Here is a 17,819-nt window from a genome sequence, read left to right on the forward strand (position 1 = left end):
TTCGCCGCGGCGATGCGCGCGGGCGCGGCCCTTGCCCCGATCCGAAGCAACCGACAAGAGGAAAAAATTCGCCATGCCGCCGTCCATTCACCGATCTTCGTCCATCAACAGCACGCCGGCCGCGTGCGGCGCACGGCGCTCGTCCGGGCCCGGCGGCGGTCTGTCGGCCGACGTCGCGCGCGTGGCGAGCGCGCGCCGGCACACGATGCCGGAGATCGGCGCGCGGCGCGGCGCCGACGGCGATCGCGCCGCGCCCGCGCTGCGCGAATCGTTCCGGCTGCGGCTCGATACCGTATCGTCGCGCGCGGCGACACCGCCCGAGGCGGACCCGCGCGCGACGGCGGCAACGGATGGGACAGGCGCAACGGGCACGGCGGGCGGCCCATCGCACGGCGCGACGTCGCTCGATGCGGCGCGCGCGTGTCTGGCCGAGCTCGCCGGCGACCGTCGCGGCGCGCTGACGACGCTCGTCGCGCAACTGAACGGCCATGATCGCCGCGCGCTCGACCATCTCGCGCTGACGGTGCATGCGCTGCACCTGACGGTCGACGACGCGAGCCACGCGAAGGCGTTCGCCGGGATCGGCGATGCGCTCGCGTCGTTTCTCGCGGCCGCCGCGCGATCGAACGCGAAACCCGGCTCGACGCCGCGCGATCTGTGCGTCGAGGGCAATAAGGACTACCGGACGCTCTGCGAACGCGTCGGCGGGTTGCTGAGGACCGACGGCATCGCCGACGCGATGTTCGGCCGCGCGCGCGAGCGCGGCGACGCGGCGGCGGACGCGCTCGTGTCCGAGCGGCTCGGCGGCCGGATGGACGGGCACGTGCGCACGAACGGGATGGTGAACCGGCACGGCGGCGACGCGCAGCTCCGGATGGCGGACGCCGCGCAGCGCTTCGCGCTCGGCGCGCGCCACGCGACGAATCTCGTCGACATGGTGGGCACCGCGCTCGAACTGCTCGGGCGCACCGATCAGTTGCTGAATGACGTCTCGCTGAAGCGGCCGGCCGCCGACCCGGGCGGCCCGCGCGCGCCGGGCGGCGAGCCGGCCGGGCCCGCCGGGCCCGCGTCGGGCGCGGCGCAGCAGCCGGCCGCGCCGGTCGTCGTCAACAATCATAACGAGAACAACGTGAACGTGAATCTCGACGGGCTGGAGAAGCTCGTCGGCGATCTCGGCAAGATGATGGGCGCGCTGCTCGAGCGCATGGGCGCACACGATCCGTCGCACGCGCAGCCGGCGGCGCGCGACGCGAACGGCCGCGTGCACGTGCGCACGGGCGGGCACGCGACCGTCGTGAAATCGCCGGTGTCGGTCGCGCGGACGTCGAACGGCGGCGCGCCGGGCTCGCCGGCGGCGGACGGCACGCGCGGCGATGCGCCGATGCCGCCAATGCCGCCGGCATCGCCAGCAGGCGGACCGTCGGTGGATGGGCGCACGCCGGCGACCAACACGGTCGAGCGGAGCGCCGGAAACGGCGGCGCGTCGCCGACGGGCGCGTGGCGGCGCGCCGACGACGGCGGATGGCGGATGGCGCGTGGCAATCCGGTCGTCAGGACCACCGAAGGTGCGACGCGGATCGATCCGTTCAGCCGCGTCGGCGCACGCCCGGCATCCGGCGCGGGCGCGACGGGGGCAAGGCGTGATGCGGCGGGTGCCGCCACGCAGCGAAGCGCCGTCAGCGAAACGGGCGGCGGCGCGGCCGATGCAACCGCGCTGCGCGGCGGCGGCGGCGCTGTGCCGGGCGGCGTGGCCGGTCGCGTGGAACGGCGTATTCCGGACGTGCGCGCGGGCGGCCCGGAACGCGACGCGCCCGGTGAGCGAGCCGCGGGGCCGAACGGCTCGAATGGGCGTTCGGTCGGGCAGCCGATGGCGGGGCACGCGCCGGCGGGCGGCTCGGATGCCGTCGATTCCGCAGATGCGTCCGGCGGCGGAACGGGCGAGCGCGCGACGGGCATGCCGCCCGCCACGGGCTCGTGGTCCCGCGATCCGGCGAGCGGCGGATGGGTTCGCGCGGGCGGCGCCGCGCCGCTGCGGTCGACGGAAGGCTTCGGCCGGCTCGACCCGTTTGCCGGCGCGCAACGTCATGCGTTCGCACCGGGCGCCTCGGCCGTGTCTTCGCCTTCGATTGCGCGGGCTTCGATGTCGGCCGGCTCGACGAGCGCGTCGCCTGCGGTGTCGTCCGTTGCGTCGCCCAATACGTCGGGGATCGCACCGCCAGTCGCATCGGGCGGTGCGTTGAACGTCGCATCAGGCGTTACATCGAACGTCACATCGGGCGTCGCGCCCGACAGCGCCGCCTGGCCGCGTCCGTCCGCGCTCGCGCCGCGCAACATCGATCCGCGCCGGATGAACCGTGCGCAGTTGGAGCGAGCGGGCCTTTATCCGCTCGTCGATGACGATGCTTCGTCGCCGTCGCCGTCGCCGTCGCCGTCGTCGCCGTCGTCGCAGTCCGCGCCGGCCGATGCCGTCGATGCCGCCGATGCCGCCGACGCGGGTGATGCCGTCGACGCGGGTGATGCGGCCGCCCGGCGCGCATCGTGGCCCGACGCCGGTGCGCCGAAGCCGGGCGCGGCGAAGACGTTCCCGAGCGTCGCGCCGGCCGCCAGAATCGTGACGACCGAAGGCGCGACGCGCGTCGGCTGGAACGATTCGATCGCCAAAGGCACGAAGCGATGACGGCCGGCCCGCAACTAAGCGACGCCGCCGCGCTCGCGGCGGCGAAGACGCTGCTGGCCGGCATGCTCGGCGTGCCGGAAGCGCACATCGCACCGCAGCAGCGGCTGCTCGATGACCTGGCGATGGATTCGCTCGAGCTGATCGAACTCGCGATGGAACTCGACGAGCGCTGGAACATCCGTCTCGATCGCACGCGGCTTGCCGAAGTCGCAACGGTGGCGGATGTCGCCGCGCTGCTCGGCGCGGCCGCGCGCCCGGACGATTCGGGAGGCGCATGAGCGCGCGGCGCGCCGTGGCGGCACGTGTGCGCGGGCGCGGTGCGCGCATCGCGCGCGTTGCCGCGGCGTTCGCGATCGGCATCGCATCGGCGGGCGGCGTCGCGCATGCGGACTGCATCGACGACGCCGCGCGGCGCTATGGCGTCAATGCCGATCTGTTGCGTTCGATCGCGTATTACGAGTCGCGGCTGAATCCGCGCGCGCTGCATCGCAATGGCGACGGCTCGATCGATATCGGCCTGATGCAGATCAATTCGGTGCATTGGCCCGCGCTGCGCGAGCAGGGGATCGACCGTCTCCGGCTGTACGACGCGTCGGTCAACGCGCGCGTCGGCGCGGCGCTGCTGCGCCGGCAGATCGATCAATACGGCGACACGTGGCGCGCGGTCGGCGCGTACCACTCCCGCACGCCGGGCTTGAGCGAGCGCTATGCGCGCGCGGTTCACGACGTCTATGTCGCGCGGCCCTGGGCGGGAAAAGCGGCCGCACGGCGCGATGCGGCGCGCGCGCCGGGGCTCGTGATCGAGGAAGCGGCGGTGCAGTGAGCGGGTGACGACGGAGGGCGCGCGCCGACTTGGGCGGGGCACGCCGACGGCTTCGCCTGCGGGCGGCGGGCGGGCCGATGCGGATTGCGCCGATGCGTGCCGTTTCGGCATGCGATGCGTTTGAAGATGCCGCGCGCCGAGCAATACGCGATACGCGGCGATGTTCTGCGAACGGGACGCGATCGAAAGCACGCCGAAATGCGGCGCCGGCTCCGGGAATCCGGACGTGAATCGAGTGGGGGGCGGTGAGTCGGTTGGATTCGTCGGATACGTCGAACCTTGCGAAGCCGGCGACTCTGAGAACTCCACGAACTCCACGAACTCCACGAACTCCACGAACTCGCCGAACTCGCCGAACTCGCCGAACTCGCCGAACTCGCCGAACTCGCCGAACTCGCCGAACTCGCCGAATTCACCGACCCCGCCAATCCCCACGAATTCAGCGATCCGAACCATCCGGGCGGATGCGCCGGACGGTTCGGATCGCGCTACTTCGTCATGCGCCGTCCGCCGCGTTCGCCGCGCCCTTCTCGTCGCGCGATGCGTCTTGCGCCGCGCGGCGGTACGTGGCTTCGAGCGTCTGCACCGTCTGCCGGAACTCGGCGAGCGTGTTCGAACGCTCGCCCGGCAACGCGTTCGCGACGAGGTCGATCGCCTGCTGCCGCGCATACGACTGAAGCTCGCGATACTCTGGGCGGGCGGCCAGCTCGGCGCCCATCAGCGTATCGGCGCGCAGCCGGATCTCGGTGTAGAGCGGATTCGTGCCGGCGCCGCTCGGCGTGAACACGCCTTGCTTGTCGGCGCCGGGCAGCCCGGTGGCGCGCGCCGCGTCGCCGAGCGCCGCGATGAACGCCGGCCGCACGTTGCCCGCGCGCGTGGCCGGGTCCATGCAGAACCGGTCCTTCGCTTCGCTGAAGATCGCGCAGAGCGTCGCTTCGTAGACTTGCCGGCCGAATTCCGCATCCTGCCGGATCTCCGGGGTACGCGCGTGGGCGACCTGCTTGACCGCCTCGTCGACGAAATGCCGGATCGCCTGCCTCGCGTCGCCCGTGGGCCGATAGCTGCCGACGTAGCGCACGCCCTGCAGTTTGACCCGGCCGGGCGCGCCGTCCGGCGCGCGGTGGCGGAACAGTTGCCCGAGCGTTTCGCCGATCTTGCTGAAGATGCGCTTGATCTGTTGTGCGAACGACGTGCGCGGCCGCGCTTCGCTGCGCTTGACGTGAACGTCGAACGACGCCTGCTTGACGTGCGTGAATCCGCCGATTCTCGGGTTGTAAGTCATGTCTTGCTCTCGGTTGAAGGGAAGGGAGTCCGGCGCGCCGGCCGCGTCGCGTGTCGTGCGACGCGGTGGCGGGCGCGGCTGTCCGGACCGTTCTCATTCTATGAAGCGAACCGTAAGGTCCGATTCCATAAATTGCTCATGCGCGGTGGGCGGGCCAGGTACGCGCCGCGTGCGCCCGCCCGCGAGCGCATGCGCGGATAGGTGGCCGAAGGCGGCCGCGCGCCGCGTCGGCGTGAATCGTCAAGGGCGACGCGACGCTCCGCGAACGGCCGCGCAAGCAGGCGCGGCCGTTCGCGGAGCCAGCCCGATGCCGCGCGGCGCGCACGTGCCGGCAATGGCGTGCGGTGCGCGATATGCGATGCGCGATATGCGATGCGCGATGCGCGCGCCCCCATCCGCGACGCCGCGCCGCTTGCCGGCTCCGCCGGGATGTGCATCGAGGTCTGAGCGGAATCTGAAAGCGACGCCGGGCGAATGTCTTCAGCATCGATGTCGATGTCGAGCGGGGAAGGCGCGATCCGCCGGACGCGACGGCCTGCCCGGCGAGCGGCGTTCCGCTCGACAGCCACGCGCGGCCGCCAGCGCGGTTGCCGCGCCGTATCGGAATGTCTTGTAGTCGATAGGAGGAGATGATGATCAGTGTCGGTGCATTCGCCGCGTGCGCGCGGCAGGGCGAGCGTGTCGTCGTCGGCGACGGCGCGCGCGGCCCGGCGGTGTCGGTCGCGAGGCTGGGCATGAAGGAGCGGTTGTTCGCGTTTCTCTCGCATGTCCCGCTGCTCAAGCACTGCGACGCGGTGCGGCGCTATGCGGAGCAGGTCCGCACGGAAAACCGCCGCACGCTCGAGGTGTTCGTGCTCGCGCTATCGAAGCGATATGGCCCGGAAGGCGCGAAGGCGGCGTTCGACTACGGCGCGCGGCGCGACGGCGCGCCGCTCGATCAGCGGCGCGTGCGCAACATGGTGTCGATCGCCGAGCACTTCCACGGCACGGGCGACGCGAAGCCGATGGCCCGGCAAATCGTATTTCGGTCGTGGGAATGCCAGGGCCTCGATCATCCGGGGCACGCGTCGCTGACGATCAAGAATCAGGCGGATGCCGATGCCGGCCGGCACGTGTACGAGCACGTCAGCTGGTGGCCGGATCGAAAACTGGGTGGCAAGGAGAATGTCAATCGCGTCGAGCCGAAGATGCAGGACGGATATCGGATCGACAAGCGCTCGGAGATTTCGACTACGACGGAACAGAGACTTCGTGAGGGCGACGCGGCGAGGAGAAAGATCCTCGCGGACGGCTTCAAATATGCGAATGAGGACGAGCGTCACGACGCGCGGTTTTTCCCGAGAGCCGGCCAGAAGTTGGACAAGGATGCCCAATGGGGGCTGAGCGCCCGCAAGGTCTATTTTCCGGCGATCGGATTCAACCACGACAAGCGCGATACGGATGGCCCGCGCGCGTTCGTGCTGTTCGGGCTGAACGAGGCGGCGATGCTGCGCGATGCACGCACCGTGAAGGAAGGCGCGAAGACGGGCGAGCTCAAGTTTCAGATGATCAGCAAAAAGGAAAACTGCGCGTCGATGGCGCTGCGCGTGCTGCGCGCCGGCGGCGCCGAGCACTTCGTGCCGTTTACGGCCGCATGGATCTCCGAGGATCCGAATCGCGCGCACGCCTATGCGCTGGCCGTGCAGGCGAGGATCGACGCGCTGAACCAGCAGCGCGCCGACGTCGAGCGCCACTGCGCTCGGTTGCGCGGCAGCGCGTCGGTGCGGCAGGCGTGGCGCGCGTTCTCCGAGGCCGGCAATGCGTCGGGAAGCCCGCTCGCGGACCAGGCCGGCCGCGGGCGAGCGTCGGCGCACACGCGGCAAGCGCGGCTCGACGAGCATGCGCGCGAGGTCGAGCGAATCGGCGCGTCCTTCGCCGAGCTGTCCGCCGGGCGATCCGGCAAGCATCGCGATCGGGCGGACGCGGACCTGGCCGATGCGATGAAGCGTTGCGCGCCTTCAGCGCGCGACGACGTCGCGGCGCTGACGCGCAAGGCGAGCGTGCTCGTCGAGACGCTCGGCCGGCATCTCGACGCGCCGCCGCCGAGCGATTCGTCCGCGCTGAGGATGCTGGCCGCGCACGCGATGATCGGCCGGATCGAGGCGTTCATGGCGGACGCGATCGCCGCCTGAGGATCGCACAAAGATCGCAAAAGGGCCGCAAGGCCGCAAGACCGCATGAAGATCGCATGAAGGCCCCGCGAGGCTCGCGCAGCCGTGCGTTGCGCCGCTGCGCGCGGCCGATTCGATGCCGATTCGATGCCCGGATTTCGATGCCCATGATATCGATGCCTGAGATGGAGAACCCCGAACGATGAATACGCACACCGAATGGTTGAACGCACTGAGCGAGGCGGCGGGCGTGCCGCTCGACTTCGACGCGCACGGCCAGTGCTTCGTGCTGCTCGATACGCAACTGATGATCTCGATTCGCGACCGGCCCGACGCGCTCGTGCTGTACGGAATGGTCGGCGAGTTTGCCGAGCATGCGCCGGCGCAGTGCTGGAAGCGCATGCTCGCCGTCAATCTCGACTTGTCGGAAGCGGGCCATGGCGGTCTCGGCCTCGATGACGAAACGGGCGCCGTGATGCTGATCGAGCGCGTCGCGACGGCGAATCTCGGCGCGCGCGAATTCGTCGACGTATTCGGCGCGTTCGCGTTGCGCGTCGAAAGCCTGATCGGCGCATTCGAGCAGGCGGGCGCGTACGACGCCGACGCGCGGGGTCTCCCGGCGGATTCCAGCGCTGCGGCCCGCGTGTTGCGCGGCTAAAGCGGCGAGGCGGCGGCCGTGCCTGATTGCGGCGCACGATGCCCGCCGGCACGCGGTCGCGCGCGTCGCTCGATGCGCGCATGAACCGGCGAAACAGATCTGAAATTTTCCGGTGATGTGCGCGCGCTACGTTCAAGGACATGCGCCGGCGCGAAGGGCGCGCGCTCCGTTCGGGCGACGCGTCGCACGGGCGGGCGCGCCGGACAGGATGCATCGGAGCAACAAGAATCGATTATGGTCGTAGAGAGAAAGTGTGAAAGGGTGCTTGTCGTCGACAGCCATCCGATCGTGCGCGACGGCATCGAGGTCGTGCTCGGCAAGGCGTATGCGGGAATCGACGTGGGCGGCGCGGCCGACATGGCCGAGGCGAGCGATCTGTGCGGTCGCGATCGCCCGGATCTCGTGCTGATGGACGTGATGCTGCCGGGCGACGATCCGCTGCCGGCGATGGGCGAGATCCTGCGCGCGCATCCGGGCCTGCGGTTCGTCGTGTTCACCGCGCTCGGCTCGGAGGCGCGCGCGGCGGAGGCGATCCGCTTCGGCGCGTCCGGCTACCTGCTGAAGTGGTGCAGCCCGGACGGCATCGTGCAGGCGATCCGGCGCGTGATGGCGGGGCGCGTGCACATCGACCCGTCGCTCGACGAGGCGAGGGTGGCGTCGGCGGCCGGCGGCCGCGCGCTCGCCTCGCCCGTCGACGAGCTCACGCGGCGCGAAAAGCAGGTGCTCAAGCTGATCGCCGACGGGATGCGCAATCGCGAGATCGCGTCGCTGCTGAACATCAGTCCGAAGACGGTCGATTGCCATCGGCAGCGGCTGATGCAGAAGCTCGGCGCGCGCAACGTCGCGAACGTGATCCACTGGGCGTATCGATACGGATATGCGAGCGCGTGCGTGCCGGCGATGTAGCGCGGGGCGGGGGCGGACGCGGCCGCCGCGCGGTGCGGCATGTCGCGAGGGCGGCCGTCGCTCCGGTTCATGCCGCGCGGCGCACGACACGTGATACGCGACGCGACGCGCGGCGGCGCCTGCACCGCACGTCGCGCGAGGCCCGGGGAGCGGTTCGTGAAAGTGCCGCTTCGGCGCGCGCCGGACAATGAACGCTCGCTCATGTTCACGACAGGAAGGACATCATGAAGCTCAATGGAATGACCGCCGCGCAATCGCAACACCGTCATCGCGCGATCGAACGGCAAACGCCGGGCAAGGACGACGGCCGGCGCGCGGCCGGCGTCGCGGACGAACGCGAAGGCCGGACGATGAAAGGCGAGATCAAGGCGATCCGGATGGACGTGCTCAAGGAGATCCGCTTCAACAGCGCGGTCAGCACGCCGGTGCTGCTCGCCAAGCGCAACCGGATCGCCGCGAACATTCGCGAGGTCAGCGAGAAGATCGACCGGAAGGGGCTGTTCGGCAAGATGTTCGAGGCGCTCAAATGCGTCGCGCAACGCGGCCTGTATCACGACCGGCGCGCGCTGAGAAAGCTCGACGCGTTCGTCGTCCGGCATATCGGCGATCGCCCTGAGGACCGCAGGTTCAAGGTCTTGCCTGCGCAGCTTCGGCGCCCTGCGCCGTGATCGCGACGCGCCCGAGCCGCGCCGCCGCGCGGCCGGCCTGCGTCTGACGGACGCAAGCGGGCGGGGCGGCGCGGGACCTCCCGCGCACGCCGCGCGTGCCGCCTGCCGATGCGTTGCCTGAGCGGGCGGCCGCGCCTGCGTCGCGCGTTACGCAACGCTCGCCTGCGCGACAGGCGGCCCGCACGGACGCTTCGCAAACGCGCTTCCAAGTCGCACCTTTCACGGGCCTTCAACATGGCGAAGACGCACGCGCCCGGCAGCGGCACGCTGCTGCGGTTCTTTTCGACCGACGACATGCCGCTCGCGCGCGCAGCGGCGTTCTGGAGCGCGCACGTGTTCCACTGCGAGGATGTGCGCGCGGAGCAGGCGCGCGCGTTTCACGGGCACGGCTTTCTCTGCCGGTGCGAGCGCGGCCGGTTCGTTCGTTTCCGCGGCGCGTCGCTCGATGCGCGGATCAGCGACGCGTGGCTGAGCGCCGCGACGGCCGACGCGCACGTGACGATCTGCGCGCTGCACGCGGGCGAGTGCACGGTCGAGGCGCCCGGCTTGCCGGATGCGCGCTTTCGCGCGAACGATCTGTTCCTGCTCGACGGCGGCCGGCCGATGCGCGTGCGCTGGGACGAGCCGTGCTTCAGCGCGCTCAGACTGCCGCGCGCGTCGGTGGCGCGCACGCTCGGGCAGGCGGCGATGGATGCGTCGCCGAGCTCGGCTTCGTTGCAGGCGGCGCGGCTCGCGCCGTTTCTCGCGGCCGAGCTCGCGCTCATCGGCGGCCGCGGCCCGGCGCTGTCGTCCGACGAGCTCGATTACGTGCTCGCGCGCGCGGCGGACCTCGGCCGCGCGCTGCTTCAGGCGGCGCTGTCGGCGCGCGTGCGGCGCGGCGCGCCCGCGCGCGCCGACCGGCTGCAGGCCGCGTATCGCTACATCGAACAGCATCTCCATCTGCCCACGCTCACGCCCGAGCGGATCGCCGATGCGATCCATTGCTCGCGCACGCAGCTCTATCGCCTGTTTCGCCACGAATCGCAGACGGTGAAGGCCGCGTTGCGCGACGCGCGGCTGAACCGCAGCCTCGGCTACCTCGAGCGGCCCGAGCTCGCGCTTAGCATCGGCGAGATCGCGCACGCGTGCGGTTTTCCCGATCAGTCGACGTTCGGCAAGCTGTTTCGCCGGCGCTTCGGAAGGACGCCGGGCGAGGTGCGGCGCGCCGCGCGGGGGCGCCGCGATGAAGCCGAGCCGCCCGACACCGCGCAAGGCGGCGACGCGGCGCAAGCACAGGCGCAGACGCTTCAACGATAGATCGCGATTTCGATCGCCATGCTGCCCAGATTGGGGTTGAACGCCGGCAGGGCGAGCAACTGCTGCTCGGTGACCGGTGTCACCTGCGCGTCGTCGATGCAATACCAGATTCCATCCCGTTTCACATAGGCGACATAGTGACCGCCCGCGTTGTAGTCGAACGCGACGAGCCGCTCGTGGTTCGGCAGCGCCGCGTAGTCGAACGGCCAGCCGTGCAGCCGGAACGCCCTTGCGTCGGGCGGTGCGTAACGGATTGCATCGGCGTCGCCTGCCGGATGCAGCGGCAGGCGCAACGCCGTCAGCACGTCCAGCGTATGCCCCGGTCCGCTGTCCGGAATCGCCGCCGTCGCGCGCAGCGCGGCAACCGCGGCGTGCAGCCGCGCGTCGAGCTCGGCGGCCGGAGCGGCATCGTAGCGATCGAGCAGCGTGCGCACGGCGGGATCGACGGCCGCGTTCGACACGATGTCGTCGAGCGCAGCCGAATGCACGGCCAGTTGCAGCGCCGTGTTGATGAAGCAGGTTGCGCCGAGGTTGGGCAGCCCTCGCGGCGGCGTGGTGGGCGCGGTGTCGAATTGGGCCGTCAGCGGGGACGCCGACCGCTCGCCCGCCGCGCTCTCGATGCCGGCGGGCACCGCGATCTCGTAGCGGCTGTTCGACTGGAGCGGCGTGAGCGGCGCGAACGCGAGCCGGCGATCGCTCAGCCACGACCATGCGCCGATGGCGACGCTCGCGCGATTGGGGTCGTACAGCGTCACGCCCGCGACCGAGTGCGGCGCGATCGCGCGATCGAACTCGAGCACGATCGTCGGTCGTCGCAACGCCGCGTGCGTCGGCGCGACGCCGGCGGATACGACGGCGGGCGGCGCGGCGGGCAGGGTGGCCGGCGTCGAGCCCGATGGCACGTGTCCGGCGGGCGGATGTGCGATTGCGGCGTTCGGTTGCGCGGCCGCCGGCTGCGCCGGATACGCGAGCTGCACGGTCGGCGGCGCGAACGCGTGCGCGGCGGACGCGCCCGATTCGTCGCCGCCGCCGCCGCATCCGGTGAGCGACGCGACGCTCAGCGCGAGCGCCGCGCCGAAGCGGCGGGTCGACGGCAGGCCGCGCGCGGGTGCGGACGGCGCGCGGGTCGAACCGCAGGCGGCGCACCGACCTGGCGGCGCCGCATCGGCGCGGGCCGCCAGTCGAGCCGCGGGCGAAGTTCCGGCGGCGGCCGCGCGCCGTGTCGGGGCGGATTCATCGGAGCGAACCGCGCGGCGAGCCGAGGACGGCGCGCCGCAATGGGCGGAGTGTTTCGAGGGGCGTTTCATCATGGCAAGGCGGAAAAAGGCTGAAGGGGAACGTCATCGGAGCCGGCGCCCCGGCGGCCGCGCACGCGCCGCCGGGGCGAAAGTCCGGTAAATCAAGGGCGCATGCCGCCGTCGCGCGCGGGATCGCCCCAGCACGCGCCGATGCGGCGGGGCAATCCGGCATCCGGCGTGCCCGATGGGGCCGATGCGCCCGGCGCGGGCGATGGCGACGATCGGGACGATGCGGACGGTGCGCGCGCGGTGTTCGCCGGGTTCGCCGGGTTCGCGGCGAAGCCGCCCGCACGCGCGATCGCGGCCGCGCCGCTGTCGCTTGCGCCGTCGTCCTGCCGGCTCGCGATGCGCCGCTGCCGCGCGATGTCGTCGCGGCGGGCGCGTTCGAGCGCGTCGATCCGCTCGACGTGCGCGAGCAGCGCGTCGTGCCCCGAGAAGTCGTAGCGCACGTCGACGTGGCGCACGCCGAGACGTTCGAGTTGCGCTTTCGCATCCGGGAAATCGCCGGGCGTGAAGCGGCGCACGCCGTAGCGGAAGTCCTGGACGAAGCGCGCGATGCCGAGCGGTCCCGCGTAGCGGCGCGTGAGCGTGACGCCGCCGAGCGCGATGCGCAGCGTCGCGTCGCCGCATTGATCGGGTTGCCAGTCGATCCGCTCGGACACGCGCAGGTTGTAGTTCGCGAGCGTGCGCGCCTGCGGCGCGCATTGCAGTGTCAGCACGGTCTCGAACGGCCGCGCTCGCGCTTCCGGGTTCACGTCGGTCGGCTGCGCGACGATTTCGATGCGCACCGTCTGCGCGCGGATCGCGTCGATCTGCTTGCCGAGCGAAGCGATCCGCTCGTCGAGCTCGGCCGCCGCCTGCTGTCGCGCGCGCTGCTCGTCGGCGCGCCGCGCCTGCGCGACGCGCCGGGCGGCCGCGTCGTCGACGAGCGGCAGGAACGCGTCGGTGAACGGCAGCCGGTAGCCGAGCGTGTCGACCGCCGACGCGCGCGCCGCGCCGACGCGCACGAACGGTTTCGCCGGGCCGTCGACGAACGCCCAGAACGCGCCTTGCGGGCCGTACAGCCGGTCGTCGGCGTCCTCGCGCGTCGCCGCGCGCCTGAGCGGCCACAGCACGTCGCGTTCCCAGTCCTCTTGCAGCGCGCACGACGCCTGCCGCTCGACATACGCGATCACCGCGTGCAGCGGACCGCCGACGAGGCTCCAGACGACGTCGCCGCCGACATCGCGCTCGCCCGCGAGCCGCTTGACGTCGCGCAGCGCATCGTCGGCCGCGCGCATCGCGGATGCCTCGACGGACGGATCGACGCCGAAGCCGTGGAAGTCGGCCGCGAGCCGGTACGCGGCGCCGGGACCCGCGAGCGCGTCGGCGGCGAGCGCGGCGACGCGCCGCTCGTAGTCGACGAGCGCGTCGCGCAGCGCGGCGTCGCGCTCGAGCGTGCGCCGGCCTTGCTCGGGCGCGCCGCCGAGCGCCTCGCGCAGCGCGCGGCCGCCGCTGCGCGAGATCGAGCCGAGCGCCGCGCCGAGGCCGCCGCTCGCCGCGGGCACGCGCGCGGGCGCGAGCATGCGCGACGCCGTCCGGACGAACCGCAGCCACGGCGGCAGCGCGTCGTCGCGAACTGATTCGAACTCGCGATCGACGCGCGCGAGCAATGCCGCGAACGGATCGCGGCGATCGGCAATCGTGTCGATCACCGCGCGCCATTGCGCTTGCGTCGCGAGCCCTTGCTCGCCCTGCGGAAAACGCGCGACGAAGTCGCGCCACGCGTCGATGCGCCGCGCGCGATACCACGTGTCGAACGCGTCGCGATGGAACGCGAACTTCGGCCGGTTCGCGACCGCTTGCGCCATCTCGTCGAGAAACGCGTCGATCGCCGGACGATGCGCGGCCGTCAGCGCGGCGGGAACGCGCGCGTCGCGCGGCTCGGGGGGCGGCGTGCGCGGCGCGGCGGCCGGCCAGAAGTCGGCGAGCGTCACGTCGCGCGGCGCCGATGCGTCGGGCAGCGCGAGCAGCCATGCGCCGTCCGGGTCGCGGTACGCGAGCCGTTCGAGCTGCGCCTGCGCGGCCGCGATCCGCGCGGCGAGCGTGGCGTCGTCGGGCGCGCTCCACGCGATCCGGTCTACGGCGAGCGCGCCGATAAGCGCGGACAGCCTGCCGGTGCGATCGCTCGTGTCGCCCGAGTCGCCGGTGTCGCTCATGCCGCCGGCGCTCCGCGCGCCGTCCGCGCGGCTTGCGCCGCCGCCATCCCGCGCGCGCGCGAGCGCCGGCGCGGGCATGCGCGCGAGCGTCTCGCGATCCGCGCCGCGCCGGCGCGCCTGCATCAGGTTCACGTAGCGGACCAGATTGCGGATGCGCACGGCGATGTCGCCGTCGTCCGCCGCGCGCGCGCCGCTCGCGCCGTCCGGCTCGCCGAAGAGCAGCCGGTCGGCGGCCGGCTCGATCGCGCGTCGATAATGCGCGATGTAGCGGCGCTTGAGCTGCGCTTCGAGCCGGCCGACAGGCGTCGCGTCGGCGATCGGGCGCGCGAGCCGCCGCACGAGCCGCCGCTCGTCGCACCGCTCGACGTCGGCGATCACGCGAGCGATCCGCGCGAGCGTCGCCGCATCGTGCGCGAGCTCGCCCGTGAAGCGCGGATGCGCGGGATAGTCGCGGCGGATCAGCTCGACCGTTCGGATGTCGCCGACGAACGACGCGCTCATCAGCAGCCCGGCCGCGACGCACGCGAAGAGCCACGCGGCCAGTGCGAGACGCCGCGGCGTCAGCCGCGAGCGGCTCGGCCGCTCGACGGGCCGCGACGCGTCGCGCTCGCCCGGCAGCACGCGCGCGAACACGTCGTGCAGGAACAGGCCCGCGTCGCCGGGCGTGCGCGCCGGCGCGGCGTCGAGCCAGTCGGGCAGCGTCAGCGACGGCGCGCCGCCCGCCTGCCGGCCGCTCGAGAACAGCAGCCCGCGCAGATACGGCGTTTCCTGATAGACGTTCGGGCCGAACGCCGCGCGCGCGAGCGCTTCGAGCGCGGGCCGCAAGCGCGCGAGTTCGTGCGGCAGCATCAGCGCGCGCGGCGACGGCGGCTCGCCGCGCGCTGCCAGCGCGATGCGCAGCGCGGCGAGCCGCGCGTCGACATGCTCGAGCGCGTGCGCGACGAACGCATCCGCATCGTGATCGCCGAGATAGCCGAATGCGCGCTCGCGTTGCTCCGGCGCGAGCTGCGCGGCCCATTCGTCGAAGCCGTAGAGCCGGTCGCATTGCGTGACGAGCACATAGACCGGAAAGCGCCGGTCGAACAGGCGAATCAGTTGCTCCAGCCGCTCGCGAACCGCGCAGCCGTCGATCGTCAACGCGTCGCGATCTGCGGTGACGAGGCGCGGCGCATCGATCGCGACGACGACGCCGTTGATGCCCCGGCGCGCGCGCGCGCGGCCGAGCTGTTCGAGCAGCGCGCCCCATGCGCGGCGGTCGTCGTCGGTCGCGTCGGGCTCGGCGAAGCGGCCCGCGAGGTCGAGCACGACCGCATCGTCGAAGCACCACCAGTCGCAATCCTCGGTAGGGGCGAGGCTCGCGTCGTGGCGCGCGCGCCGCAGCGGCGACGCGATGCGCGCGCGCGCGAGCGCCGTCGTCTTGCCCGCGCCCGCGCGGCCGATCACGAGATACCAGGGCAGCGCGTCGCGCGGCCGGCCGCGCAGGCCCGGCGCGGGCGCGGCGCGTTCGAGCGCATCGAGCGCCGCGCGCCAGCGCGCGACGACGCGCCGCAGCGGCGCGTCGCGATCGGCGGGCAGGCGCTTGGCTCCGTCGAGCCTCGCGAGCTGCGCGCGCGCGCGAACGGCGCGCAGCGCGCGTCGCGCGACGCCAAACAGCGGCCAAACGGCGAGCGCCGCGCAGAACACGGCGGGCGCGCCCCACCACGGCCAGTCGAAATAGAGCGCGGTCGCCCAACTGAGCGCGGCGAGCGCGATCAGCGCGGCGATCCGCGCGAGCATCGAGCAAAGCGTCTTCATTGCAGCCTCGGGAATACCGAGTCGACCATCCGCACGATGACGGCGTGATAGATCAGATAAAGCGACAGCAGGATCGCGAGCGGCAGCCCGAAGTTCCGTCCGGCGAGCGCGATGCGGCGGCGCGCGCGCGCCTTCGCCGCGATGGCGTGCGCGCCGGGCTGGGTCTCGGCGTGCGGATACGCGGCGGGAAACGGCAGCGCGTGCGCGGCGCACGGCGGCGCGTGCGCCGACAGCGCGTCGAGCGCGCGCTGCCGGATCGCGTCGAGCGGCCCGCTGCCGCCGTCGTAGCCGTAGCGGCCGCGAAAGCCGAGCTGCAGGCACAGCAGATAGACGTCGAGCACGTCCGCGCGCGCGCCGTCGAGCGCGTCGAGGCGCTCGAAGAACACGACGCCCGCGTGCGATGTATCGAAGTAACGCTTTTGCAGCAGCCTCAGCGTCCAGCGCTCGGCGTCGTTCCAGCCGCTGTTCAGCAGCGCCTCGTCGATCCACGCGCACACCGCGAACAGCGCGTCGTCGACGTCGGCTTCGGGCGCGCCGGCGCACGCCGCCTGGTCGCGCGCGCGCTCGATCAGGATGTCGAGCCGCAGCGCGACTTCGGCGGCGTCGCCGCGCGGCGATTGCGCGAGCTGCCGCGCATAGGCGACGAGCGGCATCATCGAATCGGACAGCTTCATCATGCGTGCCTCACTGCGACGAGTTCCGCGTGCAGATCGTCCGGCGCGTCGGCCCAGCGCAGCGAGACGCGGCCGTCGCGCCGGATCGCGTCCCACGGGCGGCCGGTCTGCTCGATCCGGAAATACCGTGCATCGCCCCGGCGCGGCAGCCGCGGCGGCGCGCCGGGCAGGCGGGTCAGCTCGACGCCCGGCAGCGCGAGCGCGGCGAGCTGCGGCATCTCGTCGGTCGCGGCGATCCGGCCGCCGAGCAGGAAGCGTTGCGCGAGCGTGTCCGGATCGTGCGCGCTGCGGATCGCGAGATAGATCAGGTGGCGATCCGCGAACACGTCGGGCGGCAGTTGCGCGGATCGCTGCGCGGGCTGCCGCTCGCCGTCGGGCTCGAACGTCGCGACGCAGTCCGGGCCCACCGAGATTTCATCGAGCAGGTGGCCGATCAGCGCGTGCGCGCGCGAGAAGCAGCCGCCGAGATCGAGGTGGTCATACGGCGGCAGGCCGCCGCGCGCATCGGGCGTCTCGCCGAGCATGTCGAAGCGCTCGGAGAACGCGCTCAGCTCGCCGACGAGTTGCCGCAGCACGCCGTAGACCGTCCACGGATGCAGCCGGTCGCATTCGGCGAGATGGAACAGCAGCGGGCCGAAGCGGTTCAGCGAGCGCAGCGCGAGCAGGAACGCCGCGTAGCTGGCGTCGAACTCGGCGCGCTGCATCTCGCGCGGATTCTTGTACTGCTGCAGCTGCCGCGCGCGGCCCGCAAGCTCGTCGCGAATGCAGCGAACCCGGTCGAGCAACGCGCGCGAGCCCGAGACCGCGTAGCACGGCGGCGCGAAATCGTCGTCGAGCCGCAGACGTTCGCCGTCGCGCACGATCCGCGCGATCGGGATCGTCTCGTGCCCGGCGAGCGCGTCGAGCTCGTGCCCGAACACGATCTTCAGCACGTGCTTGAGCGTGCGCACAGGCGCGCCCGGATGGTCGGAGTAGAGGTCGCCGATCTCGTCGGCGCACGGCAGCGTCGCGTAGCGCGTCGGGGCGTCGGGCAGCGCGTCGGGCGAGGCCGCAACCGTCACGTTGTTCGCGCCGCGCGCGAGCCGCTTGAGCGCGACGTGCGCGACGAGCGCGCGGCCGTCGTCGAGCCACGCGGGATCGAACGCGCGCGCGGCGACGACCGCGTTGCCCGGATATTCGACGTAGCTTCGCTCGGAAAAGAGCAACTGCGCCGAGCGTATCTCGACCACGCGCCGATCGATCGCGGCCTGCGCGATCGACAGCGCGCCCACGCCCCAGAAATGCGGGGGGGCGGATGCGAGCCACGGCTCGATGCGAAACTGCTGGTGCAGTTCGGCCAACTGAAAATGTTGCGGTTGCAGCAGCATCCCCTGATGCCAATAGACGTTGTCCATG

Annotated in this window: 13 protein-coding genes; 8 read left to right on the forward strand and 5 right to left on the reverse strand. The window is 72.2% G+C overall.

The window, feature by feature from the left end; genetic code table 11:
• Positions 1–73 precede the first annotated feature (73 nt).
• Genes BTH_RS04390 through BTH_RS04400 form a run of 3 tightly spaced genes read left to right on the forward strand, consistent with a single transcriptional unit; the run spans position 74 to position 3,500 of the window.
• Positions 74–2,677 carry a hypothetical protein gene (locus BTH_RS04390; protein ID WP_009896156.1) on the forward strand — a complete coding sequence of 868 codons (2,604 nt, stop codon included), beginning with the start codon at positions 74–76 and terminating at the stop codon, positions 2,675–2,677.
• The gene (bapB, locus tag BTH_RS04395) at positions 2,674–2,955 is read left to right on the forward strand and encodes a T3SS-associated acyl carrier protein BapB (protein WP_009896157.1); all 282 of its coding nucleotides are present in this window, start codon (positions 2,674–2,676) and stop codon (positions 2,953–2,955) included. Before BTH_RS04390 ends, bapB begins: the two co-directional genes overlap by 4 nt.
• On the forward strand, positions 2,952–3,500 hold the full coding sequence (locus BTH_RS04400) for a lytic transglycosylase domain-containing protein (protein ID WP_009896159.1): 549 nt from the start codon (positions 2,952–2,954) through the stop codon (positions 3,498–3,500). Before bapB ends, BTH_RS04400 begins: the two co-directional genes overlap by 4 nt.
• A 496-nt stretch (positions 3,501–3,996) precedes the next feature.
• Here the strand turns inward: BTH_RS04400 and bopE are convergent, their stop codons facing one another.
• Positions 3,997–4,782 carry a type III secretion system effector BopE gene (bopE, locus tag BTH_RS04405; protein WP_009896161.1) on the reverse strand — a complete coding sequence of 262 codons (786 nt, stop codon included), beginning with the start codon at positions 4,780–4,782 and terminating at the stop codon, positions 3,997–3,999.
• A 632-nt stretch (positions 4,783–5,414) separates the two neighbouring features.
• On the opposite strand from bopE, the gene bopA reads away from it, so the two are divergent.
• The 5 genes from bopA (at position 5,415) to BTH_RS04430 (ending at position 10,460) form a co-directional block, all read left to right on the forward strand.
• Positions 5,415–6,953 carry an autophagy evasion T3SS effector BopA gene (gene bopA, locus BTH_RS04410; RefSeq protein ID WP_011401050.1) on the forward strand — a complete coding sequence of 513 codons (1,539 nt, stop codon included), beginning with the start codon at positions 5,415–5,417 and terminating at the stop codon, positions 6,951–6,953.
• 181 nt (positions 6,954–7,134) lie between these two features.
• Complete coding sequence (sicP, locus tag BTH_RS04415) at positions 7,135–7,590, forward strand: chaperone SicP (protein WP_009896165.1); 456 nt, start codon at positions 7,135–7,137, stop codon at positions 7,588–7,590.
• A 234-nt stretch (positions 7,591–7,824) separates the two neighbouring features.
• Positions 7,825–8,496: a two-component system response regulator BprB gene (bprB, locus tag BTH_RS04420; protein ID WP_011401051.1), complete on the forward strand. Its 672-nt coding sequence runs from the start codon at positions 7,825–7,827 to the stop codon at positions 8,494–8,496.
• A gap of 224 nt (positions 8,497–8,720) precedes the next feature.
• Complete coding sequence (locus tag BTH_RS04425; RefSeq protein ID WP_009896167.1) at positions 8,721–9,164, forward strand: hypothetical protein; 444 nt, start codon at positions 8,721–8,723, stop codon at positions 9,162–9,164.
• 234 nt (positions 9,165–9,398) lie between these two features.
• Positions 9,399–10,460: a helix-turn-helix domain-containing protein gene (locus BTH_RS04430; protein WP_009896168.1), complete on the forward strand. Its 1,062-nt coding sequence runs from the start codon at positions 9,399–9,401 to the stop codon at positions 10,458–10,460.
• Here the strand turns inward: BTH_RS04430 and BTH_RS04435 are convergent.
• The 4 genes from BTH_RS04435 to tssK all read right to left on the reverse strand — a co-directional run bounded on the left by BTH_RS04435 (position 10,451) and on the right by tssK (position 17,818).
• A complete protein-coding gene (locus BTH_RS04435) occupies positions 10,451–11,770 on the reverse strand; it encodes an Ig-like domain-containing protein (RefSeq protein ID WP_009896170.1) in 1,320 nt (439 codons plus the stop codon). The two genes, BTH_RS04430 and BTH_RS04435, sit on opposite strands and share 10 nt — an antisense overlap.
• 89 nt (positions 11,771–11,859) lie before the next feature.
• Positions 11,860–15,750: a type VI secretion protein IcmF/TssM N-terminal domain-containing protein gene (locus BTH_RS04440; protein ID WP_009896173.1), complete on the reverse strand. Its 3,891-nt coding sequence runs from the start codon at positions 15,748–15,750 to the stop codon at positions 11,860–11,862.
• Complete coding sequence (locus BTH_RS04445; protein WP_025370195.1) at positions 15,747–16,424, reverse strand: DotU family type IV/VI secretion system protein; 678 nt, start codon at positions 16,422–16,424, stop codon at positions 15,747–15,749. The genes BTH_RS04440 and BTH_RS04445 overlap by 4 nt, the downstream gene beginning before the upstream one ends.
• Positions 16,424–17,818: a type VI secretion system baseplate subunit TssK gene (gene tssK, locus BTH_RS04450; RefSeq protein ID WP_009896176.1), complete on the reverse strand. Its 1,395-nt coding sequence runs from the start codon at positions 17,816–17,818 to the stop codon at positions 16,424–16,426. Before tssK ends, BTH_RS04445 begins: the two co-directional genes overlap by 1 nt.
• Position 17,819: the final 1 nt, after the last annotated feature.

Source organism: Burkholderia thailandensis E264, from assembly GCF_000012365.1.
Classification (GTDB): Bacteria; Pseudomonadota; Gammaproteobacteria; order Burkholderiales; family Burkholderiaceae; genus Burkholderia; species Burkholderia thailandensis.